Origin of the sequence: Pseudobutyrivibrio sp. AR14, from assembly GCF_900101325.1 — a bacterium.
GTDB lineage: Bacteria > Bacillota > Clostridia > Lachnospirales > Lachnospiraceae > Pseudobutyrivibrio.
The window spans coordinates 43,496-63,858 of record NZ_FMUY01000002.1 but is presented as its reverse complement, the minus strand read 5'-3'; the positions used below and the strand labels follow the sequence as shown (position 1 = coordinate 63,858).

Below are 20,363 nucleotides of genomic sequence, written 5' to 3'. Positions count from 1 at the left end.
TATTCCTACTCTCCATCTGGTCCATGTACTGAACCATACTTTTCTAAATTAGTAGTCTGACGCTGAATTTCCGCATCATATCTTTCAATTACACCATCCCAATATTTCTCAAGATCCTCCTCGCCTCTACGGTCAGGGACATTGAAATCATTAGAAAGGATTTGACCAAAGTACTCAGATAGCTTTTCTGCACCCGAAAGATTCAAATGAAGTCCTCCATCATAAGTATCCTTGTCCCAGTCAAGTCCAATACTATCTTGATAATCAAGGAAATTAAAGTAAGTCAAGTCATTTGCAGCTGCATAGTCTTCTATCTGCTTATCCCACTGTGGATACCAGTATGGGAAAAGACTTGGAGCCTTCACAAGAATCAGTTCAATATCATTGTCCTTGCAAAGTTTTGTCAACTTGTCTAAATACTGGTATGCAGTATCACCAAATTGATAATCGATTATAGGTCTTCCCTTTGGAATGTTATCATCTGCAGGCTTCTCATCCACACGCATATAGTAGCCATTAAATGTAACCTTGTCTCTGTGGAAAAGATACTTAAAATCATCCGCATTTAAATCACTCCAGCGGCTGTGATATCTAAGAAGAGGGAACATGTACTCAATCATACTCTCTTCCTCAGTCATAGAAGCTTTTATGGAATCAACCTTGCTACTGCTCCACTTCATACCATCTAAAGTCATTCTGTTGTAGGCTTCATTCTGAGGAGTATTGTATTTCATAGAAAGGACGTTGAAGACTATCACATCAGGATGTTCTCTCTCTACTGTCTCCTCTGCCAAATAATATGACTGCCATATTAACTGCTGTGCACTACCACGTATATACGAATTAATTCCAAAATTCTCCCATAGGTAAACTGGTGAAATATTCTCGTATAACTCACAATCTCCGATGAAAACGACATTGTGGTCTGTTGGATCATCGTAGTATTCACCAATCATGGCTCCTTCCAAAATACCATGCATGTATTTTGGCATAAATAATCTAGTTGCAAACCATAGTCCAGATATCGTAATTACGATAGTAAGAACTATTGCCAATAATTTTTTCATCAAACACCTCTAAAACTGATTATATATAAACTGGCTTGCAGAATAACCAATTCCGTAAGCTCCGAAAATCAATGTAGCCATGAAAAGAACATACCAAATAATGAATCTAACTGGCCCAGCCGTAGCGGCAATCTTCTCTCGTACAGAGCCACTTCTCTGAAGGAGGCTGACTGTCACAAGAACAATTAGTCCAACAAAAACTACAATGTAATCATCGATAGTAAGTCCCATTGCAACAAATGCTTCCGGATTAAACTGCCATAAATGTGTATCTGTAAAGATGCTACCAAACATTTTAATTGTGAGAGGCACATCTCTATAACAGTCAAACATACGAAGTGATGACATAATAAGTACAGTTCGAATAACCTGGAATAATCTCCAGCCAAATGTACCTGCCACATTTACCTTGCTGTGGAACCATCTATAGAATGGCTCAAGCTCCTGAGAAATCATGATAACTACAAAGTTGCCAAGTCCCCATACAATAAAGTTCCAGCTAGCTCCGTGCCAGATACCTGTTGTAAACCATACGATAAAACTTGAAAGATATACAGGAACTCTCTTACCTAGATTGTTTCCAAGACGAGCTCTTGATTTCTTAGAAAGCTTCATCATAAACTGGCTGGCTGAAATCGGATAGAAAATATAATCCGTAAACCATGTACCCATTGTAATATGCCAGCGATTCCAATATTCTTTGATGTTCTTTGAGAAGTATGGACGAATAAAGTTTTCAGTAACTTTGATTCCCATAGTCTCAGCCACACCAATGGTGATGTCGATTCCACCAGTGAAATCACAGTATAACTCTAAGGCATAGAACATAGCTCCCGCAAAAACATAAAATCCTGAGTAAGCATCAGTATCGGCAATAATCGCCTTTACAGGTACTAGAATTCTATCTGCAATAACAAGCTTCTTGAAAAAGCCCCAAAGAATTCGCTCTAAACCAAACGAAACAGTCTTCCAATCAAATCTATGCTCCTCATATAGAGTCTGGCTTAAATCAGCATATCTACTGATAGGTCCCTGTACAAGCTGAGGGAAGAATGATACGAAAAGGGCAAACTTCAAAGGATTCTTCTGAGCCTCGAATTTGCCATTATAAACGTCAATCAAATATCCCATAGACTGGAACGTGTAGAAGGATATACCCATTGGAATAACCAAATTCACAAAGGAAAGCCCATCCGCCCTGCCAAAAGCACTAAGCAGTGAATTGATATTTAAAATAGTAAAATTGGTGTATTTTGTAACTGCAAGAATACCTAGGTTGAACAAAAGGCAGCAAAGGAAAATCTTTTTCTCAAGGGAATGTTCCTTGGCTTTTGCAGCCTTTTTCTCTTCCTTTTCCATTTCCTTTTTATGTTCCTTGAACCAAACATCAAAAGATGCTTTGTGATCAGAAATGGACTTTGCCGCAAGGAAGGTACTTGCAGTAGTAATCATTATAAAAATAAGATACCTAGGATCTGCCATAAAATAGAATGCATAACTCGCAATAAGCAGGAAGGACCACTGGGCCCTTCCTGGCAATAAGTAATACATTACAAAAACTACTAGCAGAAATCCTAAGAATTCATAGCTTGTAAATAACATCTATTAATCCTCGTCGTCTAACTTTGTCTTGATGAGTTCGTAAATTGCCTCTGCAGAATTAAAATTCTCTGGAGTAAGCTCTGCTGCACCAATTGTTACATCAAACTCCTCATTAATCTCTGAGATAAGAGACACGATATCAAAGGAATCAAGGATTCCTCCGTCTACTAAATTTGTAGCTGTTGTAAAATCCACCTCGGGATGTAAATCCCCTAAAATCTCTAATAATTCATTCATCGTATTATCCTCCTTCGTATACGGTATAGCTTTCCAAAGTTTTTTTGTAAATTAGCTGTATTAATTGAGCTGGTAGACATCAAGCTCTTAGGTCTCTTTAGCGAATCGTGTTATAGATGAGCGGAGAGACTCTAAGGCTTGTAGGCGTAACCAGCGGACTAACGGTTTTCGTACATTTGGGTCAAGCGTACGCGGTCGATTTTTCCGTTGGCTGTAAATGGCATCTCTTCTAGGCGGTTTACCTTGTTAGGAAGCATATAGCGTGGAAGCTTTGTCTTTAAGGCCTTGATTAAGTCTCCCTCTGTAATGTCACCTACATAATAGAGAACAATTTTGCCCTGCTCCTTAGCATAAATACAACCAGAAAGCTTAATCTCTGGAACAAGATTTACATTGGCTTCTATTTCTCCAAGCTCAATTCTGTGTCCCATGTGCTTAATCTGGAAATCCTTACGAGAATGGAAAATAAGTTCTCCTCTCTCATTGAGATGTCCTATGTCTCCTGTTCTATAAATAATCTCAGGATAATTTTTATTTAAAGGATTCTGTACATACGACTCACTTGTCTTTTCAGGGTTGTTGTAATAACCAAGTGTAACAGAAGTTCCTCTAATGCAAATCTCACCTTCCTCACCTTCAGCGGCAAGTGTATTGTCATCCTTAAGCAAAAGAATCTCAGTGTTCTTAAATGGAAATCCTACAGGGATAACCTCATCATCTGCAAAATCTCTATCTACAGGGAAGTAGCAGCACATTCCTGTACCCTCTGTAGGGCCGTAGAGATTAAAGAACTTAGCCTCAGGCACTGCAGCTCTCCAAAGTCTAAACTGCTTGATAGGAAAGACCTCACTACCGAATGCTATTGTCCTAAGTGTATGTGGTACCACTGTATCAAATGTAGCGAAAGCGCTAATCATTGTAAGTGCTGATACAACCCAACATACTGTATTGATATTATGTTCATTAATATATTCCACCAACTTGATTGGGAACATAAAATATGAATGTGGAATCAAGTATGTGGTAGCACCAAATTTAAGTGTTGGATAAAGCTCTTTTAAGCAAGCGTCAAAATAAAGTGGTGTCTGGTTACCAAATATAGTATCTTCATTAAATCCAAGTGTCTCAGACAATTGTTCAATGTAATCAATAACTGAGCGGTGGCATGCACACACACCCTTTGGTACGCCAGTAGAACCTGATGTAAATACAATATAAATAGGGTCAGTATCTATTGCCTTTTTCCTAACAAGTGCTAAAGCCTCATCATCTGCTGCAGTCTGGCTAATCTCAGAGAATAAAACAATATCCGCCTGATAATCAAATCCCTTTGCAATCTCTACTGTGCTATCATCGCAGATAATAACCTTTGGCTTACAATTATCTAAAATCAGATTAATTCTAGTAGCTGGCATCTCGCTATCAATTGGAACGTAGTAACAGCCCGCATTTATTACTCCAAAAAATGTAGCAATTGTATTTGGACTTTTCTTCATAAATACGATTACAGGCTCTCTGCTGCAACCCTTATTTAACAATCCTGTTCCCACAGAATCCATAATTCTTTTTACATCTGCAAATGAAAGCTCTACCTCATCATCCGCATATGCGATTTTATCTGGAACTCTTTTTAAGCTGTCGTTCAGATAATCTAGTACATTGTTTTGCATTTAAATCACCTCATATATAAATAGGGCTATGCCCAAAAAATAAGCTTATTTAGTAATAAGGCTCTGACATTCTGGCCTTGCCACAGCACATTTATTTACACAATCCGCTGCAAGTACATCAATTATATCAAGAACTCTAGGCCCTACCTCATAATCTCTCTTTAATATAGAAAGCTCAGTGCAACCAAGAATTATAACCTCAGCGCCAGCCTCAAACAGCTGCTCCTTAACTGTGTAAAACTCTTCCATATTTACCTTGCGACCAGCCTTAACATCATCATAGATAATGCTCATAACCAGCTTTTGACATTCTACATCAGGGTAAACACACTGTATATCAAAATCCTTGAACACAGAATCAAAAAGATGCATCTGCACAGTGCCATCGGTAGCCATGATACCTACCTTTTTGACCCCAGCTGAAACCAGATATTCAGCAGTTTCTTTTATTCCATTTCCCACCGGAACAAAAACTGCCTTTGCAATATCTGGGTGGAAATAATGGGCAGTGATACATGGAATTGCAATGTAATCCACATTCTGCCTCTCTAACTCATGGGCTAATTCCAGAATCTTTGGAAGGGGATTCTCCTTGTTTCTGCCAAGAATATATCCTGTTCTATCTGGAATAGATGGACAGTTATATACCACCATCTCAATATTTTCTTGATCGCTTGCGGCATCAGTAAGCTCAATTATACGTTGCATAAAATATGCAGTAGCCATTGGCCCAAGGCCGCCTATAATTCCTAATTTTTTCATATCATTAAACCCGTAAACATCCAAGGCATGGACTAATTAAAGTATGGAAATCTTTCTCTATCATAATTATGAGAACGATAGTGCTGTTCTGAATAAGCCATCAATTCCTCATCTGTAATATAAAATCCCTTAAAAGATTTATCCGTTCTAGGAGTAGTATCAAAATGACGCCATCCTTCGCCGCAATCTACCACATTCCAATAATGATGACGCGTTGCAGTCGGAATAATCTCAATGTCTGCATTCTTAATTCCCGCTCTAGTAAGCAGCACCTTGCTGACAGCAAAGAAATTGTAGCAGTCACCATGACGATTCTTCAGACCATCATATGCGCCCTTTAGCCAATCTCCGCTGTCATCGCTCTCACTGTATCCAATATTGCCCTGCACCCAAACGTAAATCGCATGAGCCTTATCATAGTCAGACATGCTATCATCGATAATCTCATTAAGGACCTCATCGGCAAGAGCATATACCTCTTCTTCTGAATAAATCTGCTCTATTACTGTGATTACGCCCTCAGCCAAATCAACATTACCCATGGAATCGGTTGCAGTATAGATAACTGTATATTCACCTGGTGTATAAACATCTACCTGACTGCTATCTACCTCAACCTGAATATCTGTATCTACATTATCTTTAACAACTATTCCATTTTTAAAGCTGACTCCATCGCCAACATATACTATTTTATCAAGCTGGCCTTCTATTACAGGTGGCTCGATATCATACTCCTCAACTATGTTAAGCACAGCATCAGCCTCAGTGCGATTGCCAGAAGAATCCTCTGCAACAATAGTTACGTTCTTTGTTCCGTAGCTGTCCACATCTACAGCCTGACCGTAATAGATATTAACATCTCCTGAAAGGTCAAACACATCATCCACAAAATCCGATGCCGATGGGGCCTCCTCTTTTGTACGGGTCAAGTCCTTAGTAGTAAGAGTAGGTGCCACCGTATCAGTCACCTCAAGTTCACATTTATAGGTAAAATGATCTGATTTGATTCTTACTGAATATGTTCCCGCTTTATCTGTGGAAAATACGGTGTCGTCTGTAAATTCAGCTGACTTCTCAGGGTCCTTTAAAAAGTCTGTAGCCTTCACCTCTGTTCCAAGCTCAACTACGCACTTTTCATATACCCTAGACTTATAATTGTAATAAAAATAGGCCCCCACGCCCAAGCACACTACGAGAAGTACTGCGAAGGGCACGAAAAGCCTATAGGTATTTTTTCTTCTTCTATATCTTCTTCTATGTCGATTAGTTCTACGTCTATTTCCCATGACAAATAATTCTCCCGAGTTAATACTCGCAGTCCATTTTAACAATCATGGGACTTATAGTCAAATTACTTGAGAAGTGTATTAAGTAAACCTCTAAAAAGCTGGGCTCCTGTATTGCCTCCAAGAGTCTGACCAAACTTGCCAAATTTCTTGCCGAAAGTCTTGCCAACCTCACGACCAACAGTACCCGCTACAGTAGTTCCAACTGATTTAGCCGCACGTCTCTTTCTGTTAGCCTCTTTTTCCTTCTCACGCTGCTCGGCCTTCTCTTTCGCAGCCTGCTCCTTAGCCTCTAGCTTAGCAGCCTCTGCAGCTTCCTTGGCCTCAGCCTCAGCTTTTGCCTTTTCTACTCCCATTCTAAGAAGAAGCTCATAAGCAGACTCAGGGTCCACGGCATTAGCATATTTAGTATAAAGAATGCTTCCCTTTATAGACGAATCTCTCACAGAATCATCGATGCCACCCATAAGTGACTGCGGAGGAAGAATAGCAACCTTTTCAACAATACTTGGTGTACCATCCTCCATTAAAAATGACACTACAGCCTCGCCTGTACCAAGCTCTTCTATCACATCAGCTGTCTTAAATGCAGGATTCTCTCTAAAGGAATCAGCTGCAGCCTTAACTGCCTTTTGCTCTGCCGGAGAATATGCATGAAGGGCGTGCTGAACTTTATTTCCAAGCTGAGCCAAAACGCCATCTGGAATATCTCTAGGATTTTGTGTAACAAAATAAACGCCGATACCCTTTGAACGGATAAGCTTAACCACCTGCTCAATCTTTTCAAGCAAATGCTTAGGTGTATCCTTAAACAATAGATGAGCCTCATCAAAGAAGAATACCATCTTTGGCTTTTCAAGATCGCCAACCTCAGGCATTATCTCAAAGAGCTCAGACAACATATATAGGAGGAACATAGAATAAAGTGTTCCATTATTAATAAGGCTCTGGCTATCGAGAATATGAATCATTCCTCTGCCCTGCTCTCCTGTTGAGAACCAATCTCTTATATCAATAGCTGGCTCACCAAAGAAAGTCTCTCCCCCAGCAAGCTCAAGAGATACAAGGGCACGCATAATAGCACCGATACTTTGCTTATTAATATTGCCATACTCAGCAGCAAACTCTCCGTTATTCTCAGAGACATAATTAAGCATAGACTTCAAATCCTTTGTATCAATAAGAGCCAAATTATTATCATCTGCAATCTTATAAACAATTGTAAGGATATCAGTCTGAGTATCATTCAAATCTAGAATACGAGCCAAAAGTGTAGGCCCCATCTCAGTAATAGTAGTCCTAAGCTGAATACCATTTTTACCGAACACATCCCAAAGTGTTGTTGGGTAATTGTGGTAGTTAAATCCAAATTCATCAAGGCCAAATTTCTTGATGCGATTTTGCATATTTTCGCTATCCACTCCAGGACAAAGCATACCTGCAATATCGCCCTTAACATCGGCTAAAAATACAGGCACTCCCATATCCGAAAAGCTCTCAGCCATAACCTTTAAAGTGATTGTCTTTCCTGTTCCTGTGGCACCTGCAATAAGCCCATGTCTATTAGCCATCTTTGGCAACAAATAAACAGGCTCGCCTTTTTCGTTATTCGCCATCCAGATTTTACCATCTCTAATCATAATAACCCTCCCGTTCTCCTCAACTAGATACTAACCATTATAGCAAATATGCGAATTGTCCATCAACACTCAATAGGTGGCCCTAGTTGCAAAGAGTAGTCTTAAATGGTGCTATAGGAAGGCCTTGTTCATTTTTGATGTTGATTACGGCGTAGTCAGCCCATCCAAATGAGACAATCACTTTCGCATCAGGCGAAATTTCCTTAGTAGTAGTGAGGGTGACGGTATTGTTCTCAGCGGTCACTTCTTCAGGAATAGTATTTTCGTCATCAATTGAGATTGCTATATCGCTTTTGTCAAAAACGCTTAAGTTTTCGGCATTTTTAAAGGTCAATGTAATGGTATTTCCACTTACGTTGCCTTTTTCAAACCTAGGATTCTCAGCCTGCTCTGCAGGAATCATATTGTATACGTGACTGAGCGCTAAAAGTGCAAGTCTTCGGCCTACTTCCATCTTTTCCTTTGGATGAATATCATAGTAGCTTCCTATATCCATTATGCTTGTCATATATACATTTTCTACTGTATCTGCTACATGCTGCTGTTTTTGGCGAACAAGAGAGTAGTCATCATTTGTGCACGCTAGCCATTCGCCGAAGGGTGCTAACTGAACTAGGATAAATGGAAATTCATCGTCCCAGGCCTTGCGCCAAGCCGTAATAAGACTGCTCAAAAGCAGGTCATAGGTTTTGGCACGGTCTCCACTGTCAGATTCACCCTGATACCAAAGAGCTCCGGCTATTGTGTATGGAATCACCTTTTGAAGCATAGTTTCATAGAGACCAGCTGGACGATTTTCATTGTATGGTCCAAGAGGAACAACAGGACCATCCCCATTTTTCTCCATGTATTCAAGCTGCTCTTCTCTATCGAGGCCATAAAGCAATGGCTCAAATATCTTGTAATCAGAAGGTGTGTCTATCTTTTCCCAGGCAAGTAGGCTTATTGTCTTCATTTCCTTTTTGCTGTATGCCTTTAATGCCTCTTCATATTCGTCTAGATAGTATTTAAGTTCCTTGGTCTGAAGCACATTTTCTGGTACCCAGGCAACCGCTGTTGTGCCACCCCAGTTGCATCCAATAATTCCAACAGGAACTTGGAGCTTTTCTTGTATTCTTCTGGCAAAACTGTAGGCTGGAGCAGAAAAATTTTCATAGCCCTGATCCTTGTCATTAAGCCATTTGCCGTATCCATCTCTGCCTTCTCCATTGTGTGTCACATGCCCCTCAAAGGCTCGCTGTGGCACATTGTAAAAATGGATTGAATCATTTTTAGGAAGATTTTTTGTTCTCTCCCAATCTTTGTCGTACTTGTTGAAGAATTCCATGTTAGACTGACCTCCAGCCAACCAAACTTCTCCAACACTAACATTGCTAATAACTATTTTTTCCTGACTGCTAGTATTTTCAACTACAATTTTGTTATCCTTAGAGGCTTCCATTGAAGCGAGGGTAACCTGCCATTTTTCCAATCGATCACTTACAGAATTGATTTCATCTATCAATCTTCCATGATAATCATAAATACTAACTCTAACTCGATCCCCCTCTTCAGCCTGGCCAAAGATATGGATTGGTTTATTGCGCTGCAAAACCATTCCATTTCCAAAAATTTCTGCAACTGAAAATCTAATCATTATTATTCTGTGCTCCCCTTCTTATACCCCAATACATATTTTTAAACTCAGTAGGTGTGCACCCCTTCTGTAATTTAAACATTCTTATAAAAGATGATATAGATGTAAAACCGCAATTAAGAGCCACATCAGTAACGGAATTTCCTGGCTCAATTAAAAGCTCTTGTGCCTTAGCAATTCTTTTTTGATTAACATATTTATAGAAGCTCGTTCCAGCGAATTGCTTAAACAACCTCTCAAAATAATATTTGCTAAAGCCACTCATATCAGCAATATCATCTAGTTTTAAGTCCTCAGAACAATGTGAATTAATGTAATCGCAAATATCCATAAATACAAATGCATACTCGCCTTTGACGCCGTATGAATCATCCTTGTGCTCATTGTTATTGATAGAAAATCTCTGTCCAATCAGCACAAACATTTCCAGAAGCTTACTATATATATTTACCTCTGCAAAAGGCATACCTGCCATATATTCATCTCTAATATCAGTTAAGAGAGTTTTTAGTCTTCCATATATATCTGGATATTCTTCTGGTGTAATAACCGTGTATGGCGACATAAATGAAATAAGAGTTTCAATATCTCTCATAGACCTTAAGATATCTGTGCTTGGCTGAAAAATTACTCTTCTTCCAGTCTCAGGTGCTTCTATAGAATGAACACATCCAGGACATACCACACAGATGTCTCCCTCTCTTAGCTTTGCTTCTGAATTAGAAAAAGTAAGCTTATATCCATTCTCAGTTGGCATTATTATTTCGATAGCTGGATGCCAATGCATAGGATAGTCTTCAAACTCTGTATTATCATAAAGCTTCAAAGTGGTGCTTTGCTTATAATTGACGGTTTCAAAAATTCCATCTAAGGATTCAATCATTTTACTCCCCCTTTCGAGCAATAATTAGCAATAATCACTAGTCATAATTTTTGCTCTAATTGACGAAAAAATCAAGCCTATTTTTCGAAAAATTAAAACTAAATCGTTTGATTTTAGTAATTATCGCTATTTTTAGACCATATTATTTAGAAATATTAAACAATCCCACTATGGTTGGGTTATAAACAATAGCAATAATTGATAATCAAGAAACAACAATTCTAAAGATTGTGATTAAACTGTGTGCTAAATTTAAAACATAAGATACAACGTGCTCAAGGGAAAGGGTAATCGAGCACAAAAACAAAAATACTTTGGAGGAGAAGGTAATATGAAAAGAAAGATTTTAGCTACTACGTTATCTGCTTTCATGGCCGCTTCATTATTAACAGGTTGCGGCGGAAGCAACGGATCAGGATCAGGAACAACAGCTGATGGTGTTCAGGAAATCACTTGGATGTTCTGGGATGATCTTGATGCAACACAAGATTTGATTTCTCTCGGATACAAGGAGACAATCGAAAGATTCAACAAAGACTACGAAGGTCAGTATCACGTTAACGTAGTTACAACAAACCTTGAAGAGTATTACACAAAGCTTAACGCAGAGATTCAGGGTGGTAACGCACCAGACGTATTCATCTGTAGCCCAGGACCACAGCTTTCAGATTATGTAATTCCTGATGGAGTTGCTCCAGCAGATGGTCTTTGCATGAACCTTGATGATGCACTTGCTACTGATGGATGGAAGAACACATTCACAAGCGATGCAGTATTCACACAGCAGACATATGACGGATCAGTATATGCTATCCCACTTAACACAGCTGCTGCTTGCTGCTTCTACAACACAGAGATGTTCGAGGATGCTGGCGCTACAGTTCCTACAAACTTCGACGAGTTACTTGATGCTTGCGATAAGCTTGAAGCTAAGGGTTATACACCAATCACAATCTCAGCTGGTACATCATGGTGCTTATCTATGGTAGCTGGTTACCTTTGTGAAGAAGAAGGCGTAGACCTTGCAGCACTTGCAGATGGTTCAGCTTCATGGGAAGATGGCAAGCTTGAGAAGGCTTGTGAGAACCTCTTAAAGCTTTCTAAGTACTTCCAGCCAACAGCTCAGGGTGATACAAATGACGTTGCTACAGCAAACTTCTACAACGAAGAAGCTGCTATCCTTATCCAGGGTTCATGGGCAATTGGTCAGATCAACGGTGAGAACCCAGACTTCGAGTCTAAGTGTGGTGTATTCCAGTTCCCTGGTTGCCAGAGACTCATTGCTAAGTCTGATTCACTTTGCGTAAGCAAGGATACAAAGTGCCCAGAGGCTTGTATCGCACTTCTTAAGTACTTCACAGATGACACAGCTCAGAAGTACACAGCAGAAGTTGGTGGAAAGATTCCTGTAACAAGTGTTGAGTACGATGCTGCTAAGGCACCTGCACAGCTTTCATACGTAATGGATGTATTTGCAAATGCAAAGGGTACATTCGGTTTCTACAATGAGTCAATGCCTACAACTGAGACAGGCGCTCACTTCGATGACTTAATGGTTTCAGTATTCCTTGGAGATACAACTCCTGCTGAAGCAGCTAAAGACATGGAAGAATATTACAACGAAAACTGCAGATAGTATCTCTTTCTCATCTATTCTTTAGTGATAGGGGGCGCTTTCGCCGGCGCCCCTATATTTTTCAAAACCCCTATTAATTAGTTTTAAGGAAAGTAGTGTTATGGATAAATTACTTAGAAATAAAAAGGCCATAATCGTCTTTATGGCACCTGGTTTATTATTATTTACTCTTATACTTTTTGTTCCAATTTGTCAGTCTATCTACTATTCACTCTGTGAATACAAGGCTACATCTATTACTGGTCCAAAGTTCATAGGTTTAAAAAACTATGCAGACTTGTTAAAGGATGATACATTTTGGATTGCTTTAAAAAATTCATTTTTCTTTTTAGTATTTTCATGTGTAACTCAGCTTATTATGGGCTTGTTCCTTGCAGGCCTTCTTACAAATATAGATAAAGGAAGAAACTTGTTTAAGAATATTATTTACTTACCATGCGTTCTTTCTTCTGCTGCTTTAGGTCTCTTATGGATGTTCATTTTCAGTCCAAAGTTTGGTATCAACAAGCTTATTGAGACACTTGGCGTACAAGACTTCGTTAAAAATGGACCTTTATGGTTAATGGATACTAAAGGTTTCATTGTTCTTCCAATGTGGGTAATCGCATTCGTTGCCTTATGGCAGTATGTTGGTCAGTCTATGATGCTTTACATGGCTCAGATTTCTGGTATCAGCAAATCACTTTACGAAGCAAGTTACATTGACGGATGTAGCAAGGCTAAGAGTTTTAGATACATCACTCTTCCACTTATCCGTCCTATGGTAGCAACTGCAATGTCACTTAATGCTATCGGTTCTTTAAAGTTCTTTGATTTGGTATTCAACATGACAGAAGGTGGACCAAACCACAGAACTGAAGTCCTTGCAACTCATCTTTATCAGCAAGGTTTCAAGTATAGCAAATATGGCTATGCAAGTGCAATCGGTGTCGTATTATTAATTCTTTGCCTCCTTGTAACAGCATTCATCAACAAGGTAGTAAAGACAGAGCAATACGAAATGTAAGGAGTTTCAATATTATGAGAAAGATTAAACCAATACGAATTATTATATATTTATTCCTAATTATAATGGCAGTTATTTACCTTGCTCCATTACTTTGGGTTTTAATTGTAGCTTTTAAAGACAATAACCATGAACTTATGGTTGCTCCATTCTCGCTTCCACAGTCGCCATCATTTGCTAACTTTACATTTGCATGGACAGCTGGAAAGCTTGGTATCGCAACATTAAATTCATTCTTAGTATGTACAATATCATTGATCTTAAGTATGTTAATTGGATCAATGGCAGCTTTTGGTATCGCTCGTCTTCGTTGGAAATTTGCTAGACTTTCTCTTACTTATTTCCTTCTTGGAATGATGATTCCTGTACACTGCGTTTTAATACCACTATTCTCTCGTTTTTCAAGCTTCGGCTTAAACAACAGTTTAGTTGGTCTTATTCTTCCATACGTTACATGCTCACTTCCTGTAACAATCTTCATTATGGTTGGTTTCTTTGAGGGTCTTCCAAATGAATTGATTGAAAGCGCATGTATCGATGGTGCTACTATCTACCAGATTTTCTACGGAGTATGCTTACCTCTTGGTAAGACAGGTTTATTCGTAACAGGTCTTATGACTTTCGTAGCAAACTGGAACGAGCTCTTACTTGCAATGGTATTTATTTCTGACGATTTAAAGAAAACACTTCCTGTTTCTCTTTCAAAATTCGTAGGACCATACAATACAAACTATACTCAGATGTTCGCAGCTATCATCATCGCAATCATTCCTACAATCGTAGTTTACTGTGCATTCTCTAACCAGATTGTAGATGGTTTAACTGCGGGGGCCGTTAAAGGATAAAAAACTTGGAGAGATAATATATGAAAAAGCAAAACACACCATTAGTTACAGACATATTTACAGCAGATCCATCTGCTCATGTATTTAACGACAGAATCTACATCTACCCTTCACATGATATTCCACATGATGGCGAAGACAACGACAACGGTGATGAATATCAAATGCAGGATTATCATGTTCTGTCAATGGATGACAAAAGCGATGAGGTCATTGACCATGGTGAAGTATTACATCAGAATCAAGTACCATGGGTAAGCGAGCAAATGTGGGCACCTGATGCAGTTTATAAGAATAACACTTATTACTTATTCTTCCCTGCTCGCGACAAAGATGGCAATTTCAGGCTGGGAATTGCTGAAAGCACAAAACCAGAAGGACCATTTTCTCCTAGAGCTAATTGTATAAAAGGCAGCTTCAGTATTGATCCTTGCTCATTCATCGATGATGATGGCAAAGTATATATCTACTTTGGCGGTCTCTGGGGTGGTCAGCTTGAGAAATACAGAACTGGCAAGTTCGATCCACAAGGTGGCGAACCACCAAAGAATGAGCCTGCTGTATGTCCAAAATGTGGAATCATGAAAGACGACATGAGCGAGTTTGAACAGCTTCCAGTAGATATTCAAATTGTTGACGAAAACGGCTCTCCTCTTCTCTCCGGTGATGAGGATAGACGATATTTCGAAGGTCCATGGATGCATAAATACAATGGTAAATACTACTTCTCTTATTCCACTGGTACAACACATAAAATCGTTTATGCAACCAGCGATAACCCTCTCGGTCCATTTACCTATCAAGGAGTTATCCTTGAGCCGGTAATTGGATGGACCACACATCATTCAATCGTTGAGTATCATGGCAAATGGTATCTCTTCTATCACGATTGTGAATACTCAAAGGGTATCAACCATCGTAGATGTGTTAAATACTGTGAGCTTAAGTACAACTCAGATGGAACAATACAAACAATTACACCACAGTACAATTAATCATTATAATAAGCCAGGGCTTGGTCAATTGACCAAGCCCTTTTTATTGCTAATACAAAAAGGAGCTTACCTAGAATAGGTAAGCTCCAAATAATTCTATTTATTTGTTTGAACGTCTCCAGATGTTCATCTTCTCTGCTTCCTTAATAAGCTCGTCTCTGAAGTCTGGGTGAGCAATAGAGATAATCTTCTCTGCTCTCTCCCATGTAGAAAGACCCTTGAGGCAAACCTTACCGTACTCTGTAACGAGATAATGTGTGTTAGCACGTGTATCTGTTACGATAGAACCCTCAGCAAGTGTAGGACGGATACGGCTCTTTACAGTGCCATCCTTTGTTGTAAATGTAGATGAGAGACATACAAAGCTCTTACCACCATTAGAAAGGTAAGCACCAAGTACGAAGTCAAGCTGTCCGCCTGCACCAGAGATGTGCTTTGTTCCAGCTGACTCAGCGTTAATCTGACCAAATAAGTCAACGTCTACTGCATTGTTGATTGAAATGAAGTTATCAAGTGCAGAAATCTGACGGATATCATTAGTGTAATCAACAGGAGCACTCATAAGCTCTGGATTCTCATCCATGTAATCGTACATCTTCTTTGTACCAGCACCGAAAGCGTATGTCTGACGGAATCTATCAATGTTCTTCTTAGCACCAGTAATCTTACCAGCGCGGGCAATATCAACAAATGCATCTACATACATCTCAGTATGAACACCAAGATCCTTAAGGTCTGACTCAGCAATCATAGCACCAACAGTATTAGGCATACCACCGATACCAAGCTGTAAGCAAGCACCATTTGGAATCTCTTCAACAATAAGCTTAGCAACTGCCTTATCAACCTCTGTAGGAGTTGTAGCACCACCCATCTCAAGGATAGCTGGATTATCACCCTCAACAATAGCGTCAACCTTTGAAATGTGAACGCCCTCTTCGAAACCACCTAAGCAACGAGGCATATTCTTATTAACCTCAACAATAACATGCTTAGAGTTCTCAACTACAGCCATAAGATGTGATGCATTAGGACCGAAGTTGAAATAACCATGATTATCCATAGGAGCTGTAACAATCATAAGAACATCGTTTGGCTCGATATGCTCTCTATAGTATCTTGGAAGCTCAGAATATCTAACAGGTGCATAGAATGCGCAACCTCTAGCGATAAGCTTTCTCTCGATACCACCCATGTGCCATGAGTTCCATGTGAAATGCTCACCAGCATCCTCACGCTCAAAAATAGCTGGAAGCTTCATAACGATACCACCACGTACCTTAACGTCTCTAAGCTCATCTGTACGGGCTGCAAGAGCCTTATCAAGGGCATCAGCTGTGCCAGTACACCAGCCGTAATCAACCCAATCTCCACTCTTAACAACTTTAACAGCCTCAGCTGCTGTAGTTAATTTCTTTTTGTATTCTGCTTGAAAATCCATACTAACCTCCGCTCGTTAAATAATTATCAATTAAATAGAATTTTACCACTTATGGCCCTCCTCTTCAACAAAAACTCAAATTGACTTTCTTGTCTAATATTATTCATGACGGTGAAGCCACTAATCTCCGTATATGAAAAAATAATTTCATTCCCCCACAAACAAGTTTGGCGGGAAAGAAAAAATTAATTTGATATCTGTGAATAGTAACTAAATAATGTCAGAAACAGGATTCCATCAAGAATAATAGTGATATAATGTATTTAGAAGTATTCATCAGGAGGTAAAGCAAATGTCAAAACAAGAAATTGAAATTGCTGGTGCAAAGAGGCAGCTTGAGATTACCCCTTTTGAGCATCACACCAAATTTCATGAAACAGATTTACAGGGAGTTATTCATCCATCCAATTATCTAAACTGGTTGGAGGATGCTAGAATGCATCTAATGGAGCAGATGGGCCTTGGATTCAAGCAAATGCTTGATATGGAAATCAGCTCTCCTATCATCTCTCAGTCAATAGAATATAGAAGCAATGTGAAATTCGATGAAACAATTGTAATCGATACCAAGCTCTTGTCTTACGATGGTCACGAAATGGAAATAGCCTATCGTATATACGATAAAGCTACTGGTGAAGATAGAGCCATGGCTAAGACCCGCCACTGCTTTGTAAACAAATCCGGTGCGCCGATTTCTATGAAGCGTGCCTACCCAGAGCTGGATACCAAATTCTTCGAATTTAAATAATAATAATAATAGCCACCATGTTACGCTCTCAAGCCTAAGATATTGTTCCGGTTCACTACATGTGAACCTACACAACACTTAGAGCTTGATAGCTACATGGTGGCTTTCGTATGCCATACGACTTTCGTATTCCTTACGGTTTTATTGGTTCTTAGCGGCTATTTCGGTGAGTAGATTGATAAACTCAACATCAGATTCCTGTACACGAAGATTGGTCTCTATCCTCTCTCCGTTAGGGTCTGTAATGGAAATCTCGATGACTGAACCTGGTGTCATAGCCTTGTTTTTAGCAGCTCCAAAAAATGGAATCAACTTAGGATGATTGGCATTAAATTTCGCAGCCGCGCTTTTTACTCTAAATAAATCTGCTGGATTAAACCCCATGATAATCTCCTTTTCAAATTAGTCATAACACAGGAACTACTATATCTTGTAATCCCTTCTTATATCATATACTCACGCAATAGTTTACGCAACTCTTCTTCCTTAATAGGTTTTGCAATATAATCGGCAAATCCCATAGCCTCATATTTTTCTTTTGCGCCAACTATCGCATTTGCGGTTTGCATAATAAGTGGCGTATCTTTATTAAGGTTGTCATCCATTCTACTCATTATATCCTTCAGTTCCAGGCCATCCATTCCCGGCATCAAATGATCAATGAATATCAAATCATATTTTGTTCTCTTTACCTTCTCTAATGCCTCTGCCCCACTAATTGCAGTATCCACCACAATGTCTGTGTTACTTAAAAGCATTGTGAATACCCTAAGATTGATAGCCACATCATCAACCACAAGAATTCGCCCTATAACATCAAAAACCTCAGAGCGGTCTGCTACTCGCCTATCTCCATTTGGTCCCATAGAGAATATACCACAAGGCTCTACTGTGCGAATTTCTTGCGGAATAACCACTGTAAATGTGGTTCCTTTTCCCGGCTCTGATTCTACTGATATTTCTCCATCCATCAAATCAATAAGCTGTTTAGTAATTGTAAGTCCCAACCCAGTTCCTTCAATTTTATAGTTTTGGAATTCTCCAACTCTATTAAATGAATCAAATAGATAAGGAATGCTTTCCTTTGAAATACCAATACCCGTATCGCTTACTATAATAATAAGCATAAGGCGCCCGCCAGAAATCTTACCTTGAATAGAAAGAGTGATTCTACCTGATGGAGTGTATTTCACAGCGTTAGTCAATAGATTAGTAATAACCTGAATAATCCGTTCCTTGTCACCTCTAAGTTTTGCTGGAAGCACATCACTCATATCCACTTCAAATGAAAGTCGATTGGCCTTTGCCCTTGGTCTAACCAACGAATAACATTCTCTAACCATATCTAAAAGGTCGTAATCTTCAGGCACAATCTCAATCTTACCTGCATTAACTTTTGCTAAATCAAGGACCTCATTAACTATTCCAAGCAAATAATTGCCTGCCCCATTAACATCCCTTGCATAATCAAGAATTTTCTCCTCCTTGCTTTCCCTCAATATCATCTTATTCATACCCAGTATTGCATTGATTGGCGTACGCATTTCATGAGACATTCTTGTAAGAAAAGCCGTGCTTGCAGCTTGAGCCTGTACAGCTGCAAATATATCTCTCTCCATTCGTCTAATATCTCTAAGAGCTCTAAGGTAAGACATGACAATCAAGAACAATAATCCCAACAATAGAATCATTCCATTCATAGTCATAGGCTTATCTATCATGTAAACATATATCTGTATAAGCCCCGCTACCATCGCGCCTAATATACCGATAAACTCCATTATGTATTCCTTAACTCTGCCCTGAATAACATCCGGGATTACGGTAATAATGTATCCAACCATTGTCAGTACAAGGGATATAAATGCAAATGGAAGTATTCCGCTTAAATCTGTGTTATTGAAAAACTGTAAGAACAAACCAATAGCCGCTACAAACATATCAAGTACACCTAAAATCATATAAAACATTCTGTAGCGACCTTCCTGCAAACGGTCAAAATAAAGAGCCATTGTAAAGGAAAGCATAATAAGACTAAGGTATGTCATATATGATAAAAGAGAATAATTCGGCACAAAAAATTGCCTGCAATTGGTCTCTGCTAATGACCATATGGATGCACAGATTATTACCCATCCTGCAAAAAACAAAGGCAATGTCTTATTATAAGCAAGCTTTACTGAAACACCGATAATAAAGGCTATTATACCTAGCACAAGCAAGAACAAAGTGAGCAGCAATACATATCTCTCACCATCAAATACCATACGAAATACACCGGCTTGTGGGCCGATAGTAATTTCACCAATAACTCCTGAATAATTGTTATCTCCTATATATTCAATTCTAAGTACCTGACCATTGTCCTCAGGATAAAGTGGAATAAAAGTGGCAATACCCGGACTATTATTACCAAATGGCCGAGTATCCTTTGTAGAATAGCTATATCGCAGTTCCTCACCAACGTAGGCATTAACATCCTGCTTAGCTGTATTAAAAGAAACGTAGGCATTATCTCTTGTAATACCTTCGATAGTTTTTTCTATAATAAAAATATTGTCTTCTTCTGGCTCATATTGGCCTGGAATAGAAATATCAGTCAAGCTCCCATCTGAAAGCCTTCTTTGCCAACCATCGCTATAACTGTCCATTGCAAGCGGTGTGTAGCTTCTCTCATCAGGCAAACTCTGTTCGCCAAATAATAGTAGGCCGCAAATAAAAAGAAACACAACCACACCTACTACTATAACAATATCGTAAACAAAACTACTAGTTCTCTTCATTTTTAATCCCCAAAATTATAATTATTTATCCCCATAAAACGATAGAATCGCTTTAAATTTATTATAATTTGTCAGAGTTTTTAAAACAACAAATTACGAAAATAGTCACAATTTATTTGAAAT

At 39.0% G+C, this 20,363-nt stretch carries 17 protein-coding genes; 5 read left to right on the top strand and 12 right to left on the bottom strand.

Annotation, left to right across the window (positions count from 1 at the left end):
* Window positions 1-5: 5 nt before the first annotated feature.
* The 9 genes from BLP50_RS02045 to BLP50_RS02005 form a co-directional block, all read right to left on the bottom strand.
* On the bottom strand, window positions 6-1,067 hold the full coding sequence (locus tag BLP50_RS02045) for a hypothetical protein (RefSeq protein ID WP_090150216.1): 1,062 nt from the start codon (window positions 1,065-1,067) through the stop codon (window positions 6-8).
* A gap of 9 nt (window positions 1,068-1,076) precedes the next feature.
* Entirely contained in the window at window positions 1,077-2,549 is a 1,473-nt protein-coding gene (locus BLP50_RS02040; RefSeq protein ID WP_242869200.1) for an MBOAT family O-acyltransferase, read from the bottom strand.
* Window positions 2,550-2,672: 123 nt separating this feature from the next.
* Window positions 2,673-2,906, bottom strand: coding sequence for an acyl carrier protein (locus BLP50_RS02035; RefSeq protein ID WP_090150210.1), 234 nt, complete (start codon window positions 2,904-2,906; stop codon window positions 2,673-2,675).
* A 158-nt stretch (window positions 2,907-3,064) separates the two neighbouring features.
* Window positions 3,065-4,576, bottom strand: coding sequence for an amino acid adenylation domain-containing protein (locus BLP50_RS02030; protein ID WP_090150207.1), 1,512 nt, complete (start codon window positions 4,574-4,576; stop codon window positions 3,065-3,067).
* A 45-nt stretch (window positions 4,577-4,621) separates the two neighbouring features.
* Window positions 4,622-5,338 (bottom strand): cysteate racemase, encoded by a 717-nt coding sequence (locus BLP50_RS02025; protein ID WP_090150205.1) that lies wholly within the window; start codon window positions 5,336-5,338, stop codon window positions 4,622-4,624.
* A 32-nt stretch (window positions 5,339-5,370) separates the two neighbouring features.
* Window positions 5,371-6,627, bottom strand: a complete 1,257-nt coding sequence (locus tag BLP50_RS02020) for a transglutaminase domain-containing protein (protein WP_090150202.1) — start codon at window positions 6,625-6,627, stop codon at window positions 5,371-5,373.
* Between the two features lie 65 nt (window positions 6,628-6,692).
* Window positions 6,693-8,267 carry a helicase HerA-like domain-containing protein gene (locus tag BLP50_RS02015; protein ID WP_090150199.1) on the bottom strand — a complete coding sequence of 525 codons (1,575 nt, stop codon included), beginning with the start codon at window positions 8,265-8,267 and terminating at the stop codon, window positions 6,693-6,695.
* A gap of 82 nt (window positions 8,268-8,349) precedes the next feature.
* Window positions 8,350-9,903: a sialate O-acetylesterase gene (locus tag BLP50_RS02010; RefSeq protein ID WP_090150194.1), complete on the bottom strand. Its 1,554-nt coding sequence runs from the start codon at window positions 9,901-9,903 to the stop codon at window positions 8,350-8,352.
* Window positions 9,896-10,786 (bottom strand): helix-turn-helix domain-containing protein, encoded by an 891-nt coding sequence (locus BLP50_RS02005; RefSeq protein WP_090150192.1) that lies wholly within the window; start codon window positions 10,784-10,786, stop codon window positions 9,896-9,898. Before BLP50_RS02005 ends, BLP50_RS02010 begins: the two co-directional genes overlap by 8 nt.
* Window positions 10,787-11,117: 331 nt before the next feature.
* Between BLP50_RS02005 and BLP50_RS02000 the strand changes: the two genes are divergently transcribed.
* The 4 genes from BLP50_RS02000 to BLP50_RS01985 all read left to right on the top strand — a co-directional run bounded on the left by BLP50_RS02000 (window position 11,118) and on the right by BLP50_RS01985 (window position 15,268).
* Window positions 11,118-12,422 carry an ABC transporter substrate-binding protein gene (locus tag BLP50_RS02000; protein ID WP_090150190.1) on the top strand — a complete coding sequence of 435 codons (1,305 nt, stop codon included), beginning with the start codon at window positions 11,118-11,120 and terminating at the stop codon, window positions 12,420-12,422.
* Window positions 12,423-12,522: 100 nt separating this feature from the next.
* Entirely contained in the window at window positions 12,523-13,428 is a 906-nt protein-coding gene (locus BLP50_RS01995; RefSeq protein ID WP_090150187.1) for a carbohydrate ABC transporter permease, read from the top strand.
* A 14-nt stretch (window positions 13,429-13,442) separates the two neighbouring features.
* Window positions 13,443-14,273: a carbohydrate ABC transporter permease gene (locus BLP50_RS01990; protein WP_090150183.1), complete on the top strand. Its 831-nt coding sequence runs from the start codon at window positions 13,443-13,445 to the stop codon at window positions 14,271-14,273.
* Window positions 14,274-14,293: 20 nt separating this feature from the next.
* Window positions 14,294-15,268 (top strand): glycoside hydrolase family 43 protein, encoded by a 975-nt coding sequence (locus BLP50_RS01985; RefSeq protein WP_090150180.1) that lies wholly within the window; start codon window positions 14,294-14,296, stop codon window positions 15,266-15,268.
* Window positions 15,269-15,368: 100 nt separating this feature from the next.
* Here the strand turns inward: BLP50_RS01985 and BLP50_RS01980 are convergent, their stop codons facing one another.
* The gene (locus BLP50_RS01980; RefSeq protein ID WP_090150177.1) at window positions 15,369-16,709 is read right to left on the bottom strand and encodes a butyryl-CoA:acetate CoA-transferase; all 1,341 of its coding nucleotides are present in this window, start codon (window positions 16,707-16,709) and stop codon (window positions 15,369-15,371) included.
* Between the two features lie 292 nt (window positions 16,710-17,001).
* Here BLP50_RS01980 and BLP50_RS01975 point away from each other — a divergent pair, with 292 nt between their 5' ends.
* Window positions 17,002-17,457: an acyl-CoA thioesterase gene (locus BLP50_RS01975; RefSeq protein WP_090150174.1), complete on the top strand. Its 456-nt coding sequence runs from the start codon at window positions 17,002-17,004 to the stop codon at window positions 17,455-17,457.
* Between the two features lie 141 nt (window positions 17,458-17,598).
* Here the strand turns inward: BLP50_RS01975 and BLP50_RS01970 are convergent, their stop codons facing one another.
* On the bottom strand, window positions 17,599-17,841 hold the full coding sequence (locus tag BLP50_RS01970) for a hypothetical protein (RefSeq protein ID WP_090150171.1): 243 nt from the start codon (window positions 17,839-17,841) through the stop codon (window positions 17,599-17,601).
* A 59-nt stretch (window positions 17,842-17,900) separates the two neighbouring features.
* A complete protein-coding gene (locus tag BLP50_RS01965; protein ID WP_090150169.1) occupies window positions 17,901-20,240 on the bottom strand; it encodes a hybrid sensor histidine kinase/response regulator in 2,340 nt (779 codons plus the stop codon).
* Window positions 20,241-20,363 lie beyond the last annotated feature (123 nt).